The sequence below is a fragment of the Pedobacter sp. GW460-11-11-14-TSB4 genome (assembly GCF_059423705.1).
This window is the reverse complement of sequence record NZ_JBWKYI010000033.1, coordinates 32397-56184: the sequence shown is the minus strand read 5'-3', so window position 1 is coordinate 56184 and position 23788 is coordinate 32397. Positions and strand designations below refer to the sequence as shown.

General features: G+C 40.2%; 16 protein-coding genes. 1 reads left to right on the top strand and 15 read right to left on the bottom strand.

The features are described from left to right. Positions 1-149: 149 nt before the first annotated feature. The 7 genes from AC07YT_RS22220 to AC07YT_RS22190 form a co-directional block, all read right to left on the bottom strand. On the bottom strand, positions 150-1181 hold the full coding sequence (locus AC07YT_RS22220) for a response regulator (protein ID WP_086544892.1): 1032 nt from the start codon (positions 1179-1181) through the stop codon (positions 150-152). Positions 1182-1204: 23 nt separating this feature from the next. Further along, positions 1205-2395, bottom strand: coding sequence for a PAS domain-containing sensor histidine kinase (locus AC07YT_RS22215; protein WP_086544891.1), 1191 nt, complete (start codon positions 2393-2395; stop codon positions 1205-1207). Positions 2396-2452: 57 nt separating this feature from the next. Beyond that, positions 2453-4234 carry a hypothetical protein gene (locus AC07YT_RS22210; protein WP_086544890.1) on the bottom strand — a complete coding sequence of 594 codons (1782 nt, stop codon included), beginning with the start codon at positions 4232-4234 and terminating at the stop codon, positions 2453-2455. Between the two features lie 147 nt (positions 4235-4381). Continuing rightward, entirely contained in the window at positions 4382-4837 is a 456-nt protein-coding gene (locus AC07YT_RS22205; protein ID WP_086544889.1) for a pyridoxamine 5'-phosphate oxidase family protein, read from the bottom strand. A 32-nt stretch (positions 4838-4869) separates the two neighbouring features. After that, positions 4870-5463 (bottom strand): zinc-binding dehydrogenase, encoded by a 594-nt coding sequence (locus AC07YT_RS22200; protein WP_494945532.1) that lies wholly within the window; start codon positions 5461-5463, stop codon positions 4870-4872. A gap of 84 nt (positions 5464-5547) precedes the next feature. Beyond that, positions 5548-5904, bottom strand: coding sequence for an alcohol dehydrogenase catalytic domain-containing protein (locus AC07YT_RS22195; protein ID WP_494945531.1), 357 nt, complete (start codon positions 5902-5904; stop codon positions 5548-5550). A gap of 41 nt (positions 5905-5945) precedes the next feature. Beyond that, positions 5946-6821 carry a universal stress protein gene (locus AC07YT_RS22190; protein WP_086544888.1) on the bottom strand — a complete coding sequence of 292 codons (876 nt, stop codon included), beginning with the start codon at positions 6819-6821 and terminating at the stop codon, positions 5946-5948. Between the two features lie 218 nt (positions 6822-7039). On the opposite strand from AC07YT_RS22190, the gene AC07YT_RS22185 reads away from it, so the two are divergent. After that, positions 7040-7405, top strand: a complete 366-nt coding sequence (locus AC07YT_RS22185) for a helix-turn-helix domain-containing protein (protein ID WP_145954188.1) — start codon at positions 7040-7042, stop codon at positions 7403-7405. A 33-nt stretch (positions 7406-7438) separates the two neighbouring features. Here the strand turns inward: AC07YT_RS22185 and AC07YT_RS22180 are convergent, their stop codons facing one another. The 8 genes from AC07YT_RS22180 to AC07YT_RS22145 form a co-directional block, all read right to left on the bottom strand. Next, positions 7439-9283: an alpha-1,3-galactosidase-related protein gene (locus AC07YT_RS22180; protein ID WP_494945530.1), complete on the bottom strand. Its 1845-nt coding sequence runs from the start codon at positions 9281-9283 to the stop codon at positions 7439-7441. Between the two features lie 620 nt (positions 9284-9903). Then, positions 9904-11178 carry a GH36-type glycosyl hydrolase domain-containing protein gene (locus tag AC07YT_RS22175; protein ID WP_086544886.1) on the bottom strand — a complete coding sequence of 425 codons (1275 nt, stop codon included), beginning with the start codon at positions 11176-11178 and terminating at the stop codon, positions 9904-9906. Between the two features lie 37 nt (positions 11179-11215). After that, on the bottom strand, positions 11216-13561 hold the full coding sequence (locus AC07YT_RS22170) for an alpha-amylase family protein (RefSeq protein ID WP_086544885.1): 2346 nt from the start codon (positions 13559-13561) through the stop codon (positions 11216-11218). A gap of 40 nt (positions 13562-13601) precedes the next feature. Continuing rightward, the gene (locus AC07YT_RS22165; RefSeq protein WP_086544884.1) at positions 13602-16310 is read right to left on the bottom strand and encodes a glycoside hydrolase family 38 N-terminal domain-containing protein; all 2709 of its coding nucleotides are present in this window, start codon (positions 16308-16310) and stop codon (positions 13602-13604) included. Continuing rightward, positions 16307-18466, bottom strand: coding sequence for a glycosyl hydrolase family 95 catalytic domain-containing protein (locus tag AC07YT_RS22160; protein ID WP_086544883.1), 2160 nt, complete (start codon positions 18464-18466; stop codon positions 16307-16309). The genes AC07YT_RS22165 and AC07YT_RS22160 overlap by 4 nt, the downstream gene beginning before the upstream one ends. Positions 18467-18554: 88 nt before the next feature. Continuing rightward, the gene (locus tag AC07YT_RS22155; protein WP_494945529.1) at positions 18555-21902 is read right to left on the bottom strand and encodes a glycoside hydrolase family 38 N-terminal domain-containing protein; all 3348 of its coding nucleotides are present in this window, start codon (positions 21900-21902) and stop codon (positions 18555-18557) included. A gap of 61 nt (positions 21903-21963) precedes the next feature. Next, on the bottom strand, positions 21964-22944 hold the full coding sequence (locus AC07YT_RS22150) for a phytanoyl-CoA dioxygenase family protein (protein ID WP_086544882.1): 981 nt from the start codon (positions 22942-22944) through the stop codon (positions 21964-21966). A 27-nt stretch (positions 22945-22971) separates the two neighbouring features. After that, entirely contained in the window at positions 22972-23787 is an 816-nt protein-coding gene (locus AC07YT_RS22145; protein ID WP_086544881.1) for a xylose isomerase, read from the bottom strand. Position 23788 lies beyond the last annotated feature (1 nt).

Genomic DNA, 23788 nt, shown 5'->3' with positions numbered 1-23788 from the left:
ATTAACCGATTAAACCTTGGGTTCGGAGCTTGGGCTTGTGCGTTTGGAGTCGACTAATTTATCAACTACCAGTTAACAGTTCTCAGTTTGCAATTTACAGTTAACCGATTTAAACAATTAACCGATTAACCCCTGGGCAACCAACCCAATTACTGTTTAATATTCCGTAATTTTTCTAAGGAGAGAATATTAATGGCATTACCTGTTTTATCGATAAGCTTTTCATCTTTAAAATCAGCGAGCATTCTGCTTACTGTTTCGCTGGCTGTACCTACCAATGCAGCAAGATCATCGCGCGAGATCCTGATGGTACAGCTGTCTTCAGTACCGTCGCCAAATTTAACGGCCACCTGTAACAATGCTTCTGCCACACGTTTTCGTACGGATGAATAAGCCAGCTGGAGCATTTGCTTTCCTTTATCGCGTACATTTCCAGATAATAAAGCGATAAAAGTTTTGGATACCGCCTGATGGTTGAGCAAGTATTCCATAAAATCGGATTTGGGGATCTGGATAATGTCTGATTCTATTAAGGTTGCCGCATTGTCTGTGTATACCTCGCCATTACATAAACTTTCGTATCCAAAAAAATCTCCGTCATGATACAAGCTGGATGAAAGTTCCCTGCCATCCTTAAAACGTTTGTAGGTTTTTACCTGGCCCTTAACTAGATAATAAAGATGGGTCGGCTCATCCCCTTCCACATAAATAATTTGTTTGTTGGCAATTGGCCTTGATTTGCCCCTTTTGCGAAGTTCGTTCATCACCGTTTCGCTATTGCCTGTGCCTGAATTAAAGCCCGATGATTGTTGTTTTTTCTTAAACCTGCTTTCTATAGCCTTAAAGAGTTCGATGTCATCAAATGGTTTGGTGAGGTAATCATCTGCTCCCATTTCCATACCTTTTCGCATGTCTGCCCGCTCAGTTTTCGCCGTAATGAAAATAAAAGGAATGTTTGCCGTTTTCTGATTTTTATTCAGCAGGTACAGCACCCCATAACCATCCAGTTCCGGCATCATGATATCGCAAAGGATTACATCCGGCAAATGGTTCAGTGCCATTTCTACACCTAACTTACCATGTTTAGCGGTAAAAGTTTCGTAACCGGCCAGATCCAGTACTTCGGCTGTACTTTCCCTGATGTCATCATTGTCTTCAATAATCAAAACTTTCTTGTTCATGGGAATGGGTATTAACTGTAAAATTATTTACGGAAGGTAAAGCGGAGTGTAAAAACCGTACCCGAATTTTGTTCACTCTGGCAGGCTACAGTACCATTCATCAGGCCTACATATCTTTTTACAATGTTTAGCCCTAAACCTGTGCCAGGGATATCGCCTGTATTATGTGCCCTGAAAAAAGGTTCGAACAGGTTATTCTGATCCACTTTTGGAATACCAATGCCGTTATCCTTCACCTCCAGAAGGAGCTCATCATCTTTTAAAATAGAATTGAACTGGATCAAAGTGTCGGCACCAGAATATTTTATCGAATTGGAAATCAGATTGATCACGCAATTTTTCAATAGGTTCGGATCAAGATAAACTTCGGCAGTTGTACCGGTATGTTCGTAAATAATATGCTGGTTCTCTTTGGTCATCATCTGCATTTCTTCTGCAATTTCTTCTGCAAAGCTGATGATATTGAAAGTTTGGGCAGATGCTTCTACTTTTCCGGCTTCAAGTTTTTCCAGCGAAAGAAAGTCGTTTAAGATTGTAGTGAGGTTATTGATCGAATTTTTGATTTTCAGCGTATGTTTTTCTACACTGGCCACATCCTGTTTAGAAGTATATTTATCTATTAAAGAAGCTGATAATTGTATAGAACTAAGTGGCGTTCTAAACTCATGCGAAGCCATGGAAACAAACCTTGTTTTGAGCTGATTAAGTTCTTTCTCTTTCTGAAATAGCGCCTGCATATTTTCTTTGGCCATTTCGAGTTCGGATACCAGTTTAACCAGATCGTGTGTACGCTCTTTTATTTTAACCTCTAGTTTTTCGGTGTAACTTCTAATCTGCTCTTCATTGGCTTTTTCTTTACTCAGATCGTGGATAAAACCAGTATAAATTTTACGGTCACTAAATTCTATTTCGCTTACGCCCAGCCTAAAGGGAAAAACAGAACCATCTTTACGCTTTCCGGAAACTTCTCTCCCAACACCTATAATGTGTTTCTGCCCGGTATGTTCATATCTGGATAAGTAGCCATCATGGCGCGAATGGTCGGGCTCCGGCATTAAAACCGAAACATTTTTTCCCACCAGTTCTGCTTTATCATAACCAAAAAGCTCAAGTGCAGCCGGGTTTAAATGTTCAATAATCCCTTTATCATCAATAGTGATAATTCCATCAATGGCATTTTCAATAATTGCATCTAAAAATTTCGATCTATCCATGTATCACATCAGTATATCCTTGTAAATATAGAAAAGTTATTCCCGATCTTTTTTCCCTTATTCAACAATCAATCCATCCAGTTTGTCTTTCGACTTCGCCAGTTGCTCATACAATCCTTTTAATTCACCAGATGCCTGATCGGCAACCTCGGCAAAAAGCTTTTTATAATAATTAATGCCTTCGGCCAGCTGGAGTTTGAATCCGTTTAATTGCTTTCTTTTTTTATCGCTAAAATTTTGAAGCTGCTGTTTGATATCTTCCTGAAGATAGTCGATGTATAGGTTAAGCTCTTTGATAAAAATATGTGGCCTTTCCACTTTGCTCAGCAGGTTAATTTTTCCATAAATATGGCCAACCATCTCCTCAAATGAATATACATCAGAAAAATAAGCCAGGTTTGGTCCCGGGCAAATGGCTATTGCGGTATTTTCTTTTGGTTTAACCATATTATATTTCAAATAAGTTGAGGAACATAAGCCTTCACAAAGGCAAACTTTTTCGGTTACCAGGTTAAACTGTTTCTGGTATTCATCTTCTGATAGACTAGCTGTTTTTAAGCTTTTGATCTTTAAGTGCTGATATTCGCGGGATGCCGTACAGATGGCTTGTTCGGTAAATTCGGTATTGTTGCAGAGGTATTTTTTGGTACACGGACTTCCGGGCCTGCCCTTTTTAATCCGCTCGGTGCGCTGGAGATCTATTGTACTATTTTTAAAATTATTAAACCGGATACCCAGCGGAGAGGCCCCGCTTAAATAAAAATCGCTTTCTGTCGAGCCGGCCAATTTTACTAATGTTTCGGCATCTACATTGGTTACTTCGGGTACCAACAGAAAAGGGCTTCCCCATCCTGTGGCATCTAGATTATAATATTGAAGGAGGAAATCGTGTTCTGCTGCAGTACCTATGCCACCTTGCACACTGATCCGTTGTTTAGGCTGTTTTTCTGTTTGGATTCCCTTTTGCGCCAAAGCAAATTGGTACATTTTAAAAAGCTCGATGAGCATATCATTTTTTTTGAGCTTAAATTCTTCCAAAATCGGCCCCAATAAATATCCTTCCGTTGCAAAGGCATGGCCACCACAATTTAAGCCCGATTCTATTCTGAATTCTGAAACCCACAAACCCTTTTTTGCCAAAAATTTAGCCTGGATCAATGCCGACCTGAAATCGCTAACTTTTAAGATGATTTTCTTTTTCAGCTTGCCATTTTCATCTGGAAAAAAGTCTTCAAAATTTTCCATATAACTGTATAATTTCGGGTTCATACCTGCAGATAACACCACTGAAGCGCTCAGTTTACTTTCTGCAAAACCACGAAGTGCCGCCAATGCATCGGTATTCATATCGCCGGAATATTCGCCATCTGCATAATTCATTTTATCTACCTTGGCCATGATGTTCACATCAATAGCCCCCATCCGCATCGCATTTTTTAAAAGCGACTGGAAGGTCTTTTTGGTTTCACCTTCAGGATATTCCAACATCAGATCATACCCATGTTTTAATTTAGCGGTATCGGGCAAAAGTTCGAAATAGCGGCAAATATCATTTCCAATTGAAAAATCCTGTTGTTTTAAAGTTTTGAAATCGTCGGTGATGGTATCCGACAAAAAATTGAGGTAGGCGGTGATGCGTTTACTCCGGCTATCCGTTTCTCCTTTTGGAATTGCATCGAAATGAATCAGGCGTTTTTTTGAATGATAAGCACGCATTCGCTCGATCAGTTCGTCATCAACAATAGAAAGCACGGATGAAATACCGTATCTGGCAACTTTAAGTGGGGTATCAATAGAATAACCTAAGCCTAATACGGGGATATGGAATGAATGTGGCATGATATTTTGTGATATAGGTTTGGCCTTTTATAACAAAAAGCCGATGATTTCGACAGCAAAACTATCGCAGTTGAACCAACCAAAGCATGATGCCAGTCAAAACGAAAAGTGAGTGAGATCACTTTTTAATGATTTTACGGAAAGTACTTACTCTACGGTATCGTGAACCTCAAATCTGCCCGTTTTAAGGTGTAAGATAATTTTAAACACGATAATATCTTCATCATAAGTATCTGCTTTGCCCGTACCATGTGACGGCTGTGCCGAAGGGGTATTGGTTAAAGGCATCATCCGGTGGATAATCCCCTGAAGTGCTCTTTGCTTTTCTGCATTATCATTGATTTCTTCAAACTTGCCCCAGCACACTACACTCTTCCAGTTAAAGGTATCGCGGATCTGGTCGGTCTGAAAGCATACCTGAGGATTACTTTTCATCATCCTGATTTTTTGCCCGGGAGCAGAGTGCGCGTAAACCGTGCCGTTATTGTACACATAATTGATGGGCACAATGTAACTTACGCCATGGGCATGGCAGGCCAAACGGCCAATATATTGTTCTTTAAGGAGCTTTTCTATTTCCTCTTCTTTTAATATGCCTAACATCTTCTTATCGTTAAATATTGATTAATAAACACCTAATCACCAGAAATATCCAGGACAATCCGTCCCTCAATCTCTCCTTTTTTCATTTGATCAAACACATTATTAATGTCTTCCAATTTTGCTCCTTTAACCTGCGCCCTTACCTTTCCGTCTACCGCAAATTCGATGGCTTCCTGCATATCTTTTCTTGTGCCTACAATTGAACCTCTAATGGTTATCCTATTCAACACGGTATCGAATATAGGCAGATCAAAACTGCCTGGAGGTAAGCCATTTAGGGATAAAGTACCTTTTCTGCGCAAGGCTGAAAGCCCCTGGCTAAATGCAACAGGCGTTACCGCCGTTACCAATACACCATGCATACCACCAGTTTGTTTTTTAAGAAATTCGCCTGGATCATGTTCCTGTGCATTAACCACAATATCTGCCCCCAGTTTTCTAGCCATCTCCAGTTTATCGTTGGAAATATCAATTGCGGCAACCTGAAAGCCCATCGCTTTTGCATATTGAACACCAAGATGGCCGAGGCCACCAATACCAGATATGGCAACCCATTCGCCTGCTTTTGCATCAGTTTCTTTTAAACCTTTATAAACGGTAACGCCGGCACAGATAATGGGTGCCATTTCTGCAAAATTTACATGCGAAGGGAAATGGGCAACATATCTCGAATCGGCAATTACATATTCTGCAAAACCTCCATCAACACTTTATCCTCCATTTTGTTGCTCGTAGCACAATGTTTCCCAACCAGTTAAGCAAAATTCGCAACAACCACAAGCACTGTACAACCAGGGCACTCCAACTACATCGCCTTCCTGAACACTTTTAACATCATGGTCCATTGCCGCTACCAGTCCGATGGCCTCATGGCCGGGCACCAACGGCATTTTTGATTTTACCGGCCAGTCTCCATTACAAGCATGAAGATCAGTATGACATACTCCGCATGAAATTACCTTAACCAAAATCTCATATTGATTGAGCGGTCTAACCCGCAATTCTTCTATGGCCAGTGGTCCGCCATATTCATGAATAACTGCGGCTTTCATTGTTTTGGGATACATATATAGTCTGTTTAAGAATTGAATTTTATAATGATAAGCTGTTACATTGGGGTACAATGTTCGGGAGGTAAAACCAAAAGCGGGATCTGAATATGATCAGACATGTTCAGGGTATAGCTCCCTTTAAGCAGGCGATGAAAAAAACTGTGTTTTCGGTGCACCATGGCCAGAATATCGATCTGTCCGTTTTCGACAATCCAGTTTAAGCCATCTTGAACCCGCTCACTGTTTACATGCCTGTGGTAGATATTTCTATAGTTAACCCTATCGGCAACCCGATTTAAAAAATCTTCGGTTTCTTGTTTGTGAAGCCTCGGATCAGATTGTGAATTACCGGTATGTGTAATGAGGATATCAGCATTAAAAGGTTTTGCAAATTCGGCAAGTGTACATAAAACCGGGATATCGCTATGGCTAAAATCTGTGGCGAAAGCGATTTTTTTTGGTTTCTTAAACCGATATCCCGCAGGAATAAGCAAAACAGGTATTTCCTGTTCGATGATTTTTCGGGCCACACTGCCCATAAGTGTTTTGGTTAACTTATCTGCCCGGTTTAATCCCGCCACCACGAGGTTCATTTTACAATCAGCAAAATATTTACTCACCTCTTGTTCTACTTCGCCACGAACAGATCTTCCAAACACTTCTGCTTTAAAACCAGGCTCATGATGGGCCATTTTATATTTTTCTTCAACTTTTTCAACCAGTTGGTTTAAGGCTTTTTTAGCCTCCTGCTCTATAAGTTTATATTCTTCGAGCGGCCATACCAGAGATGCGGCGGCAGGAGAAAACTCCGGAACCTGAAAAACATTTAACAGTTCTACCCGGGCACCTATACCATGGGCCAGATTGGTTGCATAATCAGCTGCGTTCTCTGCCGCTGCAGAGAAATCAACAGCTACCAGGATCTTTTTCATATTCTATGCCGTTTAACTAGCATAAAGTTTGTAAAAACCTGAGGTTAAAAATATGAGCAGCATCAGTTATTAAAATGATTGTCTACCAAACGCTTCCGTTAAAAAGTGATGTAGTTATTACAAGCCGCTAAATAAATATTTAGACTAATTATCATTACCACAAAAAAAGATTAAATCGTTATGCTTTCCGTAATTTCAATGTTTTAAAATTATACAAGATGAGTGTGCATATAGGCTTAATGATCTGGAAGGAAATGAAGCAGAAAGATATTTCTGTTTCAGACATTGCTGCCGCGCTTGAGATCAGCAAAACAAAGGCACAGGAAATGCTGAATGCCGCAACGATTGATATCCTGACGCTGGTACGCGTGAGTGAATTCCTGAATTACAATTTTTTCAGCTATTACGAAAGCGGAAAGGTTTTCTCCAAGATCGAGCTACAGGAAAAAAAACGGCTGACAGCAGAGGTTGATAGGTTAAAGGCTTTGCTCACTGAAAAGAACAAAGCCCTCGAACTTCAGGAAAGGTTAAATAAGATTCAGCTCAGTACAATTTCACTATTGGAAAAAGGCCAGTTTAGGTAATCTGACTTTAGGAAGTAAAGATTCCTTTGAGCATTATTTAACGGAAAGATCTGTTACCTGTCCGTTAACCGAATTATTCCTGATATCCGCGCGAACGACACGATTAAAACTGATTACATTTTTATTGGCATGAAATGCCGGATATTCTTTGTTCATGATTATTTTATTGTCGCTAAACGTTAGTCCATCAACTGATTTTGCATATAAAATCGGATAGTCAAACGTGTCAAATTGATTATGATGTATCCGTATTCCCGAATGAAAATATTTCTTTTGGTTCTTAAGATCCGGAATTTCCGGATAGATGGAGATAACTGCACTTGTAAACTGATACATACTGGTTAAAGCATTCACAAATTTATTATCTGTGATTTCTATGTCCCTGCAGGCACCGGTTTCATACCAGCCGTTACTGTCGCCGCAGAGCAAAATAGCAGTTCCGGATGTATGGTCAAACAGATTTCGGGCCACCAATGTTTTTTTGGGGGTACTGAAGAGTGCTCCTCTTGCCCTATTATTCCTGATGGTGTTGCCGGTAAATTGCACGGCAGGTGTCCAGGTTAAGTTTTCAATCCCGATATCCTGTTTTGAAGGATCTATTTCTGCATCCAGCTCCTTTGTAAATTCAATCTTAAATGATTTGATCGGATCGCTTTCATTGCCCCTTATGGGTTCGATAGCGGCAATGGTATTTTTAACATCCCACAGCTCCATTGTTTTGGATTGGATAAACTGTACACTGTCGCCTGCATAACCCCAGTCAAAGCCATAACTCTGGCTATGCATATAATTACCAATAACCGTTTTGCTATCAATCTTTTTAACTAATTTCAGGTAGGTACCATGTATGTTAATCGCATCATCCATCATCCCTTCATATAAGCCATTCTTTGAGGTAATAATACCTTTACAACCAGAAAAATGTGTTGCATCTGCTTGCGTGGTAAAATATCTTGGATCATGATCGCCTCTTAAACACACGCCGAAACCATCCATATAAATATTTTCTGTTAACTGGGCCAACAGTCCCATGCCCTCAGCATAATGCACTTTTACATTCACCAAACTGATGTTTTTACCTTTATGCACAAAGATACCCGGTGCAGGGCGCGCCCAGCTTCTCATGGCGATTACAGTACCAGGAACCAGCTTCTTGTTTTTCCAGTTGTAAGCCCTTATTTTACCTGGTGATATTTCGGAAACACCTTTCGTTCCTACCCGGATATCTCCGGTATTAAAAACAATATGTTTGGTTTTGCCTTCAAATGCAATGCCCGATGTTGGTTGCATTTGCCATCCCTCTCCTGTATTATAAAATACGCTGTCTTTGATCAAATATTTCACCCATGGCGCGGTTTCAAAAACGATATTTCCCTTTATGGTATCATTTTCAATAATTTTGACCTGTGCAATTTGTGGTTTTTCAAAATCGATACTTAGGTTTTGGAGTTTTACATTACTTGCCTCCACAAGTGCAACTGGAAGCATACGCCCATGGAACATTAAATCAGCACCATTGCCTTCAATCGTGAGGTTTTTGAATTGTTCCAGTGCTATTCCAACAGTTTTCGGATTATTCTGATCGTGATTGGAAACGTAATACGTTTTTATTGCGGCTCCTTCGGGATAAAAATCATATCGCCCTTTTTTAAACTTTACGACTACGGAGTCATTGTATTTTGTTTCATTTTTAATCTTCTTAAGTACCTCCGATAACTTTGATGTACTGTTTTTTCCATTGTTGGGTATAATTCCGTAAGTAGAAAGATGATAAACTTTCACTTTTGTCTGCGCACTTAGGGAAAGGGTTAAACTGAAAAATATAATGGATAGGCTTATAATTTTTAAGCGCTTCAATGCATTCGGTAAGCTCATCATATGATTATCTTAATATTAAATAGGCTTTGGTTAGAAATGACCACAGGCATATTATTAATATACCCTGTGCCATCATAATTGTTATGGTAAAAATTTGTTCTCTAAAGTTATAAAAGCAGCATCATTATTAGCCAAATAAAAGCCTTTAATTTTAGCTCAAACGTTTGTTCGACCGCAACAATATCAGGTGCCAATAAAAAGCTGTCTGATAAGATTTCATAAACAAATAACTGATTTAAGCGCTATTAACCAAAACAAAAAACCATGGTTACGGCATAGTTGTGAATTGTTGAGTTTATTATAAATATATTATCAGACAAACGTTTGCTGAAAAAAACTAAATGGCAGCAAAAAATGTATTGCAAGCAATTTACATTATCGCATCTACATTTTATATTACTGTACCAGCGTTTTATATTATCGCATCCGCATTTTATATTATTGCATGTGCATTTTATATTATCGCATGTGCACTTTATATTATTACATGTGCATTTTATATTATCGCACCTGCATTTTATATTATTGTATCTGCATTTTATATCAATGCATCAGCATTGGCTTATATAAGCCTTCAATTCCAGCCTGAACCAATTGTCAGATGGTTTTGTATTGAAGGATTATTTCAGCTTTTCGAACATCATAATGGCGGTATACAAAACGCCGGCTTCGCCCCTAAAAGTTCCCGAGCCTCTTGGTTTATTATCTACCGAATACCATTCATAAAAACCATTATTGTCTTTTACCCTTTTCACCATCGGAAGCATTTGTTCATACGCTTCTTCAACAAATCCATACTTAATTAACTGCTGAATCATTCGGCCGCCAAACCAGGTCCAATCGCCACCGTTTTGGTAACTGTACTCGGGGTTCATAATTTTGTTTTCAAAATATCCCTTCGGGTAAGGCGGATATAAGGTTAATCCTATTGAGCCGGCGCCCGCCTGTTTTACCCTTTTCACCATTTCATCCAACGATACTTTTACTTCCTTTTTACTCAACAATCCGGCTTCAATGGCAATGGTGGTCCCGCCGAAATAGTAAATCTTATGCTCATCAAAATCCGCAGGGAAAGGCGAACCTTTCAGATAAATATGCGGAATAAACTTTTGCGCTTTTTTATCCCATAAATACTTCCGGCAGTTTTGGGCTACTTCTTTTTTGATCACATTCCATTTTTGCTGAATTGCCGGCAGCATTTCCGTCAGGTTATTTAAAGCGATCAGAAACATGGCATTATCGTAAATATCAATAGCCGTGTGTGTATTATGATCCAAATCAACTCCCCAACCGTGTTCAGGTTGTACGTCGCCCCAATCGGCTGTTGTAGCGCCTATAATTAACCCGTATTGTTTGTTAAACCGGTTTTTCATGAGGAAATCCATAGCCCACTCCAATCGTTTACCGACCGTTTTATCACCTACTTTTTCGTCCAAAATACTTCGATCGCCTGTTAGTTGAATGTATTTGTAAACGGCCTGAACCAAAGAGCTTTCCTGATCGGTTTCGACGGTATTCTTGTGCGCGGCATAACGAGACTCTAATTTCGAATATGAAAAATCGGATGCAGCAGTACCTACTTTTTCAATCGGGGTAAATCCATCTATTATATTGCCATCTTCCCCCTGCATTCTGCAAAAAACCAACAGGTTTTCTTTCAAAACTTCCTTTTGATTTACCTGGGCGGCCAGTCCGATAAAAGTGTTGTAATCGCGGATCCATACTTCGCGATAGCCATCGCCAGCATTAAATCCTGATTTCATTACTTCCAGGGCTTTGTTTTTTACAAATGGAAAATAAGCTTCGTTCTGAATTTTAAATTCACCATTTTTGACTTGTGCGGAACTACTTGCAAAGGCAAATAATAATCCTATTAACGCATAATAACTTCTCATATATTTTTAGTTTTTGAACCAGCTGATTAAAAATTATTTATTTCGAAATGATTTCCGGGTTGCCTATGGTTTTAATAATAAATCGATTGGTTAATTCTTGATCTTCCGTAAACTGGCAATCAAATTTTATCATGTGTTTTCCAGCTTTTAGCACAGGAATCGTTTGTTTTAAAGCAATATTCTTCATAAAAGCACCTTTCTTGTTATACAACTTGATGCTGGTTCCATCACAAACCAATGAACTTCCCGCTTCGTAGTCGCCAGGTAATTCCATTTTAAAATAACCATCTAATTCTAACCAGGGATTGCTGATTTTTCCTTCTTTACCCATAAAGGTTAAGGTAAAATTAAGCGGCTGTTCTGCTTCTTTGTTTGTAAATTCCCATTGAGAAAAAGTAGGCTCGCCCGGTTGAAGGTTTTTCTTCTCATGTTCAAATTTGTATTTCTTAAAGGGATACAGTTTCCAGCTGTTATTTACTTTTTCAAGATGAAAATCGTTTTCCGGTTTTTTCAATCGGGCAGTCTGTTCAGCAGAGAAAATGTTCGACCTGTAGGCTTCCTGCCAAAGTTTAACCAATGCAAGTAACTTGCCCGTATTCGGGTTGGTTTGAAGGCTTTTATATCGGGCTACCAATGCAAAACCTGCATGATAACCCGCAGCACGGGCCATCATCCATTCAATATCCTCTTCGGTAGTTGTTGATGAAAGTAAAAACCATCCCAACATATTGGGCATGTAATTACGCTCAAGAAAAGGCTGGTTTTCTAAACGGTAATCGCCCTGAGATTCGCGGAATCCACCATACCAGGGCTCTCCCCAATTCCAGTAATGACAAAGATGCCAGTAGTAGTGGTAAGAGCGGCTTGTGCCATTTACCAAAGTCTGTTTGGTATCCTTAATTACTTTATCGGCAAAAACCTGCATCCCATATTCACCTTCACCTGCCGATAAACAACCTTCATGGCCATCAAAATCCATATGAGAAACACCAGTTTCATTAAAGAAACGACTCAGATTCCCCGCGATTTCCTGTTGTAATTCGAAATTAGGAAACAAAGTATTATATGGATAATCGAACAGCATACCGGCCGTTTCACCTTTTGGATGATCAACAGCTTTTGTACCATACATGCCCCGCTGGCAATCCAATAATTTATATGGCGCCGCTGCCGAAACCTCTCTAAAACGAATGATTTCATCTCCGATTTTTACCGCATGTAACGTACTGGATTTTATATTTTTAAAATATTGATCAGATAAAACCGGGATTTCATTTGCAGTTGCACTTATATTTTCAGTCAAAACCGATGAACCTGTTATGGAAAGACGTTTATCGGGAATTGGTGTTACATAAGGGTCGTTGGTATTAATAAAAGTGCTCAGGGTATGTACCCCAATTCTTAAACCTTTTTTACTGGCTTTATCCACACAGGCTTTCATCCCCGCTAGTCCGTTTGGAAAAGCATTAGCATCCAAAATAAAATGCCCCCATGATTTAAAGGGCCCCTCGTGATACAATGAAGCCAAACCGGCCTGCTGCGTATAATCCAGCATGGCATCGACTGTTTTTTCATTAAAATCAGAGATCAGATAGGCGCTTCCGGTCTCGGGCGATTGTTTGAACCAAACGCCATTAATCAGTGCATGAGGAAGACCTTCTGCTACCTCAATTGCGCCAATGCGTGATAAAACCTGTGGCTCAGCACATCCAAAAAGAGCGATTTTAGAACCTATGGTGGTTTCGTTTGGAATGGCCTTTACAGGCATTTCGGGGCGGCCCCAAACGGTAATTTTTCGATCTTTCGAACGATCCAAACTAAATGCCTGCAAACTACTTCCATAAGATTGTGCAATCGCAGTTGAACCGCGTAATTCATTGGCACCTTCATCATTATTTAAAACACCGCCAACTGTTTTTGGATTTAAAGCCTGGATGCCGATAGCGTATTCCCCATCGCGCACCACCCCGACCACTTCACCAATCGTTTTGTTGATAATGGTTGGGTAAGATCCCCAAACCACTGCATTTACTTTATCCTTCTCCTCCATTTTCAGCAACTCAAAAGTGAGGTGTGTTTTCTTTTGGGCTACTTTAACCTGAACTGTAACTTTTACAGGCTGATAAACGAACGTAATTATGCCCGATTTAAAAGTAGCTTCAGCGGGCTGATACCACTCCTTGCCTACCCGGATTTGTAATAATGGTGCTTTTTCGCCAGTGGCGAGGTAATTTTTACCTGAAACAGGGTTCGACAGTGCAGTTATTTGTCCTTTAGCAGACAAATTAAGGCTCAAACCTTCGCTTTTTAGACTGATCTGCTGTGCCGAGGTGCTCAGAAATGGTATAAAGAAGATTAAAAAAATAGTGGTTATTTTTTTCATGTATGCAATTGGTTAATTTTTAATTAATAAACAACCCTTGTTACTGGTTGATGGCAGTGGCTACTGTGGCTTTCCTTTCATGAAAATCCGGTTTCAAAATAAAGCTGGCAGGTGCATACGCTTTTAACGGAAAGGTCAGCCTGCCCCCTTTTACAGGGATTGGCTTACCGGTTATTTCGCCACGAAGATTTACAGGTATTGCACTTGTGTAATTTGATCTGTTCGGTAAAGTAACGATGACATTGCCCGAAATACCTCCCTGTTCCCACAAGCGCAAAAGCGTTCCCTTACCATCAGGATTTTCGCCAAAGGCGGTTACTAAAACACTTGCCCTTGAAATTGTTATGCCCTGATTTTTTAAGGGTAGCTTCCCTGCTTCTCCGCTTGCAACTCCCGTTAACAGGGGCAAACGAGCCTCCCATGAATTTCGGGTGAGATTTGGAACGGTTGGTGTATGCTGATCAATTGCCCATATGCGAACCCGTTCAGTCCATGAACCTTCCTGCCATAATGGAAAATTAGTATTCCACATGTTATTATAAATGTTGACAAATATGGATGGAATCTTTGGTACATGAGTCAGGGAAAATTTCCATAACCCAGGTTCGCCCAGACTAATCAAAGGAGAATCCATTGGCGATAGGGCAACTCCCGACTGATCTGTCTGTGTAATTGAAACGCCAGAATTTACAGCCATCAAATAACTATTGGTGCTCGAAATAATATCTCTTGCCGGATTTACCGGACCACCCAAACGCCCTACCGTAAATGTCGGTTCCTTAACCGCAAAAGGGAAACAAAGCCAGCCACCTTCAGGTTGTTTGTCTGGTGTTTTAGCATTAACCGACCATTCAACATCTACATAAGCCGCATTTCGGGGAAAGGTAAATGTTAAGGTGTATTTACCGGCAAAACCTTTTGTATCAGAAACGGTCAGGGTCGCAATATCGGCCAGGTCAGCATGAGATACTATGATTTTCCAGTCATCTGGCGTAAATGCAACATAAGGTGCTTTTTGAGCATTAAGCATGCCGGGTTTTCCCAAATCATTTAAACCCCAGCCGTCTTTTATCCTGCTGTAGGCATTAAACCATTGATCTACTTCATTTGTACTGAAGCGTTCGTGTAAAAACTGACCTACAACATATTTTGAAGATTGATCAACTAATTCACGACCTGTCTTTTTTTCTATTAATGACGATATGCCTCCTCTTTTTAAATCAAAAACTACGTTGAAATAGGGCGTACTGAACGACGTTTTTTCATCAGTAGAAATGGTTTCTTTTTTCATTTCTGAGGCTGATATGGAAACATATCCTCCTGCAGGCACATCTTTCACAAAAATAGATTCCCCTGGATTCCAGGGATTCGCAACCATTCCGGATCGGGCCCATGACAGTGGGTTGTATACCGTCATGCGTTTTCCTTTTATATTCACCGCATTCGCCAGTAAATCGAGATGGGTCTTTAACTCGCCGCTTACGATGTCATTTGTGTTGAGGATATACTGACGTTTTACATCATAAGAATTCAGCCACTTTCTTTTACTCCCCACTTTGGTATTATGCGCGTCGCTATTTTTCAGTTTTGAATAATCTCCATTTTCAGGAACAGGCTCTGCAGCAACTTCCGCCATCCACTTTTTCCAGTCCTCACCATAGCTATAACGCGGACCATATTCAGCATTCATACCCCAGGTATGTTCGGCATATAAAAGACTCTGCTCATAGCTTTTGGCCAGTTTTTCGGAAATGGATCCAGCAGGTATGCCCCAGATCCCCATTTGTGTATGCAGTCCGTCGAGTGCTGATTCTAATGGACGAATATTGCGTGCAATTTTGGTTTCCTGAGGATTTGAAAGTAATCCATGAATCCAGGTGTCTGGTGTATCCCCTTTGACCGTAGGCAGGTTTGGTTTTTCAGCTAAAACAGCTTTGGCAAAATCATCGAGGGTTCCAAAATGGATCTTTATCCCTGGCATTTCCTTTTTTGCGTAAGCTAACAATCTGGCGATATCTTGCTCATTAGGCGGGCCATGGTTATCACCTGTCATTTGCATGGCTAAATAATTTTTGCTGGGCCAGTCTTTTGTTGGTTTAATATCCGATCCGTATAAAGCGGTATAGTTGCACAATATCTTTGAACCATCAGCTCCTTCCCACCAGAAAAGTTCCGGAAAGCGCGGATACTGACTGGCGGGATTACAGCCCAACTGCAAAAATTTTATACCAGCATGGCTTAATAAAGTTGGCAATACCCAGGAATGGCTGGGCACATCGGTCATTTTTGCACTAATGGTTAAGGGAATCCCATAGGTGCGTGAAATTTTGGATGAATAACCAAGACCTCGAACTAAATCCTCATAATCTAATGACTCTGTATGCGTACTAAACGGGAGTCCATGAGCTACAATTGAGCCTGCTTTAATTGCTTTCTCTATCCTAGCTTTACGTTCCGGAGTTTGTAAAGGCCCCAGAATTTGGGCATACAAAGGCCAGCCAGGTACCGTCCAGGCAAACTGTTTTCCGTTTCCAGTGTTTTTTTCTATTACACTCAACGCATTATCCATCATTTCTTCACGGTAGCGTTTAAAAACATTTTCAGGTAAATCGGTAAAGCCCAGATCAAAATGCGTTTTAAATACGACCCATACATCAGTCACTTTTGAATTCACCGTTTTCTGCTCTTGTGCAGCTAATCCCGAAGTGAGCAGGACAAGAATAAAAAGTGCCTTTAGCTTCTTTATCATAAAAATTTCAATTCTACAGTTTCATTTACGGCTGTTTTAAAAGAAAGTTGAGCGCCTTCAATTATTTCAGCCTTTTTACCATTTCTGACCAATTGTACTTTGTGATCAGTCCATGGATTGACGATGTTACAAAGCCTTCCTTTTTCACTTACAATTTTAACGTCAGCAATAATTTCATTCTTTAAACTTGCGGAAACCAAGAAAGCACCCCATGTTCTGATATTTTTAAAACTTGCCTGCCTATTTTTGGGGAAGCCGTTAAACAAACGAATGTTATTTCCTGCGCTCATACAAAACATTTCATTGATTGCATTGGCTACCGTACAACTGTTTTCTATACCATGCGGATTGTTTAACTGGAAGCCGTTTGGATGCGTGTGCAAAGCGTATCGATGCAGTTCGTTCAGAATCACTTCGCGATCATATCCTACCCTAATGGCGGCTACAAAAAAACTACTCGATGTATTATTGTCCTGCCAGCGTTTCATTTCTCCGATAGTATTTCTGGAAACGGTGAGTAATTCTTCACTGCTATCAAGGGTAATTGCATTCGCCGGATAAATATGTTGTATACCTAAACCATTGTCGTTCCACCAGGCCGTACCTACTTCGGTATAACGGAAAACCTTTTTTCCTTCCCGCATTTGAACCGGAAAAGCACTCAGTTTGGCTAAAATTTCTTTCCACTTTGCCTGTTTGTTTTCATCTATTTTCAATGTAGAACTCAGGTCAATAATGAGGTTCAGGGCATTCCGGATCAACCCGAGCGATAAAACCGGGTTTTTATCATTTCCGGAACCTTCATGAATTGCATCTCCATAGATGACATATCTTCCATTTTCAGACTTTAGATAATCCTCCCAGAAATTCACAACCGCAAGTGCGTAGGGATATATCTTTTTACCGTAATTCGCATCATAAGTACAGCGCCACTGTTGTGCCATGTTTATTAATCCATAAGCTGCATTAGAGCGTTGACCTAAGAACAAACCTCCCTGTTCCTCATCTTTGCTGTTTAGGTGAGCAGGGTGATTACGGGTTACTTCGATTCCAAGCGGACCAATGCCTACAGGATATAAAATACCCCTTGTATGTGTTATATTTTTGGCATACCATGCACCTCTTTGCATAAAATCAATCAGCGGCGCATCATGTGGTTTTCCTTGTGCTAAACGGTTGGCAGAATACAGGGCGTAAAACGGGGCCTGAAAATTATAATTCAAATGATAATCCCCATTCCAGGCTGGTTTATCGGTAGTTGTCCAGCCAAATATTCCCGGTGGAAATTTTGGATCACGACTGCAGGCAGCCATGGTGTAAAGTCCCTGATAATAAGCTTTCATCAGTACAGTATCTTCCAGAGAAACGACCGATTTATTCCAGTACTGATCCCACCATTGATTATGCTGCTGCATCAAGGTTACCGTAGCATTTTTATTGATTTTTTTGATTCGACCGAGCACATATCCCAGCGGTTCTTTCTTTTTGAACCTGCTTTCAACAGCCAGGGCAACAATCATTTTTTTCCCAGGCTGTATTACAAGGTTACTGTCAGTATAATTGATAGATTTTAAGGCAATAGCCACTTCAGTAGCGATATCTACACTGTCGACAAATGCACGGGTAAGCCAGTAAGTATCATTTACCTTACCGCTTTTTAGTTTCGCATGTGGAGATTCAGGCACTGTTAGCTTAATGGAGACTTTTGCGGCTTTATTAATCGCATTGAGTTCAATAAATATTAAATTATCAGTTGCCGATACCCATGATTTTATTTCAATTTTTTGCCCGTTTTTATGAAGCAGGCAAGTCGTAACACCATTCTTGAGGCCTTGTTCAGCAGAAAAACCGGCGCCATCAAAACCTTCAATATTAAGATCAACAAAACCGGCTACACGCGGTCCGGACAAATTATCCGATTGTGATTTTAACCTCCAAAAATCATTTTTCGATACATAATAACGTAACTGATTGGTCTGATACCCCACACTCATTTCCACATCTCCATTTCCCATTAAAGGGGCATCAATAGAAACATGATTTGGGATATGAACAGGTGGCTTTGTCCAGTTATTTTTAAATTCAGGGGCATAACTTTGCGCAAAAGCCATGCTATTACCTAACAACAATAAAAAAAACAGCTTAATAACTTTCATGATTCTTTATTCATAGTTATAATTCCAGTTTATGCTTTTGTGATTTCCTCCTGATTGATATCTTTTCATATGATGCCCCGATCTAAATCTATTTGATTAATAAGAATTCCGAAACGCCCATAGCGGCCATATTCACTTTAGTAGTAGCTGACCTGTTCTCTCCTGATTTCATTTCGATAAAAGATTTTGGCTGCAATGATTTCCACACAAATTGTGTTTGCTGAACAGCTTGTTCCGGATTAAACAAACGCACTACATATGTTCCATCTGCATTTGGTGTAATGCTGGTCACCACAATTTTTGGATTGCTTAATTCGAAAAGTGTTGCCGGGAGTGTTTGCTCCTTTTTAACTGGCACGGCAATTAAAGGCTGCGTAAACTCGGCTGCAGCTTTTTCCATTTCAACATCATTCACCATATTGTGTGGGCGTAAAGCATATTTAAAATGAACTGCTCCTTCCTGATCAGCCTTGTAATTGGTATGCCAATAATTGTTCATCACATAACTAAACCAGGTTGAAGTGGGTTGCCCTTCTTTTTTCCATTCTTTATGCTTCGGTGGCATGGTCTGCCTTTCATCAATCATATTTCCTGGTTCTATCAAAGGCATTTCGAGTAACATCCATTGTATCCCTTTATCGGCTTTTGATACATCCAGCCATCTGCGGCCATACAGATAATCCATATTCGAACCTGGCAACTGATCTTTTAAATAACGCATGGTGCCATAACCGGCATCGATAGTTGTTTCGGTTAGCGCGGCATCAAAGGGATAACCGAAGTGAACGGCTTCTTTAGAACGAACTGATTTTTTATCTAAAATATTCTCGATCAACAGGGCATCGCTCCCCGCGAATAAAGACAATGTTCTTTCCAGTTTATTCGCGCCCGGTGCATCCGAAATAATCGACACCTTGGTCAGCACCGGCCCGTTCTCCATCACTTTTACCTGCACCTTCCCATTACTTACGGCCTCTTGTGGATTCATGCCCGGCACATACCAATAGCTGTTTAATCCCTGATTGCTAAAACCACCAACATAATTGAAATTATTTTCTGTTTTTAGTCCTGTAATACTGCCATTGATTTTGTCCCAGGTAAATCCAATTTTCCCATTCGAGATCGAATTTTCGGCAACAGTAAATTGACTTGCTGAGCTACTTGGCGCGTCATTAGAAATTTCATAAGTCGCGGTACCTAAAGCGGGTACATCGGCCATAAACACATAGTTTCCGTTACTTAGTTTTTGTAAAGGTTTTTTATTGCCTGCCGCATCTTTTACTGATCGCCCTGCTATGGTTCCCGATAGTACGACCGGTCCGGTCCTTTTCCAGGATGAAGTATTGAATACCGCAATTTTTTTAGACTTTGAATCGGTTAATGGTTGCAATAAATTTTCTTCCAAATTATTAATCTGCGCATCTCCATCGAGCATAAATTGTTTTTTAATGCGCCATTGTTCGGTAACAAATGGTACATCAGGCTCGGTGATGCTGTTGTGCGCGCCCCAGGTATGCTCATGAAACATGATAATATTCGTCCAGGCCTCGTAAAACTGCTGCGCATTGTATTGCTTGGCGTTTAACATCGAATACAATGTTGTTAATTGCTGCAAATGCAAACTATTGGTTCTGTTTTTTCCTTCTTCAGAAGCGGTAGAAACCGCCCCATCTTCCCAGTAGGGACTAATATCTCCTTTAACTGTTGGGATCTGCGCTCCGTATCGCTTTTCAAAAGTTTCAAAAAGTTTTTCGGTTGTATTGAGTACAATTTTTGGAGAAGCATATTTTTCATTCCATTGTTTTACAAAATCGGAAACTCCGGTATCAATTGGTCCATTATCTGCCACAATATTGTACCTCCATTGTACTGTTTCATAAGGATAATTTTTGGCGGTAAGCTCTTGTAAATAGGCTGCTATTTTTTTTGGTCCGCGATCAAATACGCCACCTATGGCTGTTCCATGCCAGGAGGAATAGCCTTTGGCACCCGTCCAGAATAATACTTTTTCTTCTCCTGAGGGTGATGTCCACCATACCGGTTTATCGCCCCAGGCTTTTACAAAATATCCTGCCCTATCGCCCAGGTAAGGGTGATCTTCGCCCATAAAATTTGGCCCGCTCGAAAAATATTTTACTCCTCCTTTGGATAAAGCGGTTACTGTAGACCAGGCAAAACCCGGGATATCCGAAATCATGGCACTGTTAATTTCGAAACCAAATTCTTTTCTGAGTTGAGCGGCATAATCTGTGTAGTGAAACATTTCTTCAGGCTGGCTTAAACCCGTAAGAATATTGGCATACAAAGCCGATAAACAAATACTTCCCTCTTTTACGGCTTTAACAAATTTTTCCTTTTGTGTTGGTGAGGCCTGTTTCAAATAATTTTCGACTGCCCATAACGATTCTATATTCCATTTGAATTTGGCTTCCACAGGATAATCTTTCGTTTTTTCGATCATCGCCAAAGCATCATCAATATTTTTAAGGTGAATTTTTAAAACCTCAGGTTGGAGGTGCGAGTAACCAATATCGGTATGGGAGTGGTGTATGAAATTTAATTCGCGATAAACAACCGGTTTTACAGCGATAAACTTATTAACCAATGTTTTTCCAGCCGAAACGGCCAAAATCCGAACACTGTCATCCTTTTTTACGGCATTTACAGGGATATCAAAATTGTTTACACCATCTTTTATCACGAAAGCATAAGATTCGCTATTATTTACTTTAACCTTAAGTTGTTCATCTTTTCCAAAATGCAAAGCGGTTAATACAATAGGCTGTTTTCCATTTTTCAATAGAAAAGGCATGGGATTAATATCCACTTTTTCTTCGAATGAAAATTTGAAGGTCATGTACCAATCATTGCTATTTTGCGCCTGACCAATCACTTTAATCCGTATCGCCTGTCCCGGTTTTACCTTACTCGCAGGCAAACGTAAGAAAGCCAGCCCGTGGGCATCATTGGCACCATCTCTTTTGGTTTGTTGAAAAACCAATGCAGAACCATCTTCTGCCTTGGAAATCCAATCGGGTGTCTTATTTCCTGGTAGTGTAGTAAAGGTTAATAATTTCTGATCGTTAACATATAAATCAAAATTGCGGTTACCGCTACTGGTAGCCGTAGAATGTGCGGCTACCCAACTGAAATAAACATAATCACCTTTACTGTTTTGCGGGATTTTAGCGGTTTCCCATTCGATGGTTTTCTTTCCATCAGTAGCCCGGGTTAACAAAGCACTGGTGGCATAATCCGGAAAAGCCGAAAAGTAAGTGATGTTTTCGCCACTTATTTCTTTTGCAAAACCGTTGATCCAGTTGATTTTCCCAAAATAGGGCACTTCTTTCTGCGCCAATGCTGTTTGCGCAAACAGGGTAATGATCAGTAACAGCATTGCATTTTTAAGACTGCCGTAAAAGTTATTTAAAAACATATCTGATTGATTTAGATGTGGTATATAAAATTTCATTTTTAAGGGAAAAGTATCGTTCGAATTATTGGGTATCGTAATCGTATAACTCCTTATAATCCACTTTAGGGATTGCTTTTCCGAAAGCTGCTAATTCTTTATCTCCATCAAATAAAAGGGGGAAAAATTTACCATCAAGCTGTTGATCCTGGGGCATTGGCGGAAAGCTGCTTAAGGCTTCCTGCCTGTGGTACCCCGCAGTGTTTCCAAGCGTATGCGCACTCATTGTATTCAGCACTGTTGCTCTTCTTGGTCGATTAGCAGTATTGGCATAAGAGCCATGCATCATCAGGGGGTGATGAAAACTGGCGTAACCCTTTGGCAGTTCATTAGGTACCCGTTTTTCAAATGCCTCCAATTGTTCTTTATTTAATATCGTTCTCACGGCGTCCATATCACCTGTTAAACCGGTAATCGGGAGCAGTCCCCATTTATGACTTCCGGGAACAAAATAAAGGCAGCCATTTTCGGTATTGGCATCATCCAATCCGATCCAGCAGGTAAGGTGATGCATGGGTTTGGTGAACGTCCAGTACGAAAAATCCTGATGCCAGGCCACTACGCCGCCATGTTTAGCCGGCTTGCAGAACAATTGATCATGAAAAATCCTAAAAGATTGCCCCAACAACTGATAAGCAGCCATGCGAAAGGCAGGTGCCCATAATAAATCGTGAAAGCCAGGCGTTAAACGCCAGGCGCCAATGGCATGAAAAAGTACTTTGTCCGGATCTTCTGATTCGTTGCTTTCATAGTGATAAAATAGTTTTTTATCGGCTTCATTTAAGGACTGTAATTTAATCAGCTCTGCATTAAGCAGATTTACCTGTTCTTCAGACAGAATTTTAATCCCTTTGATGAAACCATCTTTTTTAAAAGCAGCCACCTGTTCATCAGACAACATGTATTGCTCCCATTCTTTTGCAGATTTTGGTTGAACAAACATATTGGCGATTGGATGGCTATAATCGGCCAGATCATTAGACAGATGGAGATTTACCTTTTCCATATTATTTTTCTTAAAGCTTAAAATCAACTATTTACAATATCTCTCCTTTAGTAACTGCATCATATACAAATTGATATCCCACTGATTGGCTATCGGCATATTGGTAGCGGGTAAATGAACCATGTATGGAGCAGGACCAAATTCAGTGGTGATGGTTAACACCTCTTTTTTATTATCATGATACGCTTTTACAATGGCATCCCACCAGTTAAAATGGGCATTTAACTCGGCTTTAAACTCTGGCAGCCGTGGATCTATTACTTGTGCACTTTGTGAATGACCTATTCTCGAATGGAGATGTTCAACCTGTTTACACGCCAAAGCAAGGGCCTCTTCCTGATCTTCCAATAAACTCTCGGCTACATTACACCAATGAGAAAAATCGGCTGTTATTTTTAAATCAGGAAGTTTTTTTAAAAAATCATGCGTTATATGAGCGGCAAACAATGCTTTATTACGATGCGTTTCATGACATGTGGTAATCCCGGTTTCGTGAGTTACTGCATCTGCAATAGCAAACAGTTCGGCATTCTGCTCAAAACTGAAATAATCCTTTCCCGTTTGTGCGTTTATCTTTACTGGTTGTAGCGAAGCATAAAAGCGTAAATATTTTGTATAGTTAGCTTTATGTTTTTCAAAATCCTTTTCGAAAGATTGATAATACTGCGCAATCAAAAGCAGCTTATATTTTTTCAGTGCAGTGATCATGATGTTTTGCTCATCTGAATTTTCAGGAACAGGAGCTTCAACACCGTCGTATCCTGCCTCTTTTACATCATGGCAAAACTGATCCCAATTGATATTTTCAGAACCCCAGCGCGGATAATAGAATTGTATCTTCATG

Coding starts and splice junctions, on each gene's coding strand:
- AC07YT_RS22205 (WP_086544889.1), bottom strand. CDS start 4,837: ATGTTAGGCATATTAAAAGAAGAGGAAATAGAAAAGCTCCTTAAAGAA.
- AC07YT_RS22215 (WP_086544891.1), bottom strand. CDS start 2,395: ATGGATAGATCGAAATTTTTAGATGCAATTATTGAAAATGCCATTGAT.
- AC07YT_RS22170 (WP_086544885.1), bottom strand. CDS start 13,561: ATGAAAAAAATAACCACTATTTTTTTAATCTTCTTTATACCATTTCTG.
- AC07YT_RS22165 (WP_086544884.1), bottom strand. CDS start 16,310: ATGATAAAGAAGCTAAAGGCACTTTTTATTCTTGTCCTGCTCACTTCG.
- AC07YT_RS22185 (WP_145954188.1), top strand. CDS start 7,040: ATGAGTGTGCATATAGGCTTAATGATCTGGAAGGAAATGAAGCAGAAA.
- AC07YT_RS22200 (WP_494945532.1), bottom strand. CDS start 5,463: ATGGCACCCATTATCTGTGCCGGCGTTACCGTTTATAAAGGTTTAAAA.
- AC07YT_RS22220 (WP_086544892.1), bottom strand. CDS start 1,181: ATGAACAAGAAAGTTTTGATTATTGAAGACAATGATGACATCAGGGAA.
- AC07YT_RS22180 (WP_494945530.1), bottom strand. CDS start 9,283: ATGATGAGCTTACCGAATGCATTGAAGCGCTTAAAAATTATAAGCCTA.
- AC07YT_RS22155 (WP_494945529.1), bottom strand. CDS start 21,902: ATGTTTTTAAATAACTTTTACGGCAGTCTTAAAAATGCAATGCTGTTA.
- AC07YT_RS22190 (WP_086544888.1), bottom strand. CDS start 6,821: ATGAAAAAGATCCTGGTAGCTGTTGATTTCTCTGCAGCGGCAGAGAAC.
- AC07YT_RS22175 (WP_086544886.1), bottom strand. CDS start 11,178: ATGAGAAGTTATTATGCGTTAATAGGATTATTATTTGCCTTTGCAAGT.
- AC07YT_RS22145 (WP_086544881.1), bottom strand. CDS start 23,787: ATGAAGATACAATTCTATTATCCGCGCTGGGGTTCTGAAAATATCAAT.
- AC07YT_RS22195 (WP_494945531.1), bottom strand. CDS start 5,904: ATGTATCCCAAAACAATGAAAGCCGCAGTTATTCATGAATATGGCGGA.
- AC07YT_RS22160 (WP_086544883.1), bottom strand. CDS start 18,466: ATGAAAGTTATTAAGCTGTTTTTTTTATTGTTGTTAGGTAATAGCATG.
- AC07YT_RS22150 (WP_086544882.1), bottom strand. CDS start 22,944: ATGGAAAAGGTAAATCTCCATCTGTCTAATGATCTGGCCGATTATAGC.
- AC07YT_RS22210 (WP_086544890.1), bottom strand. CDS start 4,234: ATGCCACATTCATTCCATATCCCCGTATTAGGCTTAGGTTATTCTATT.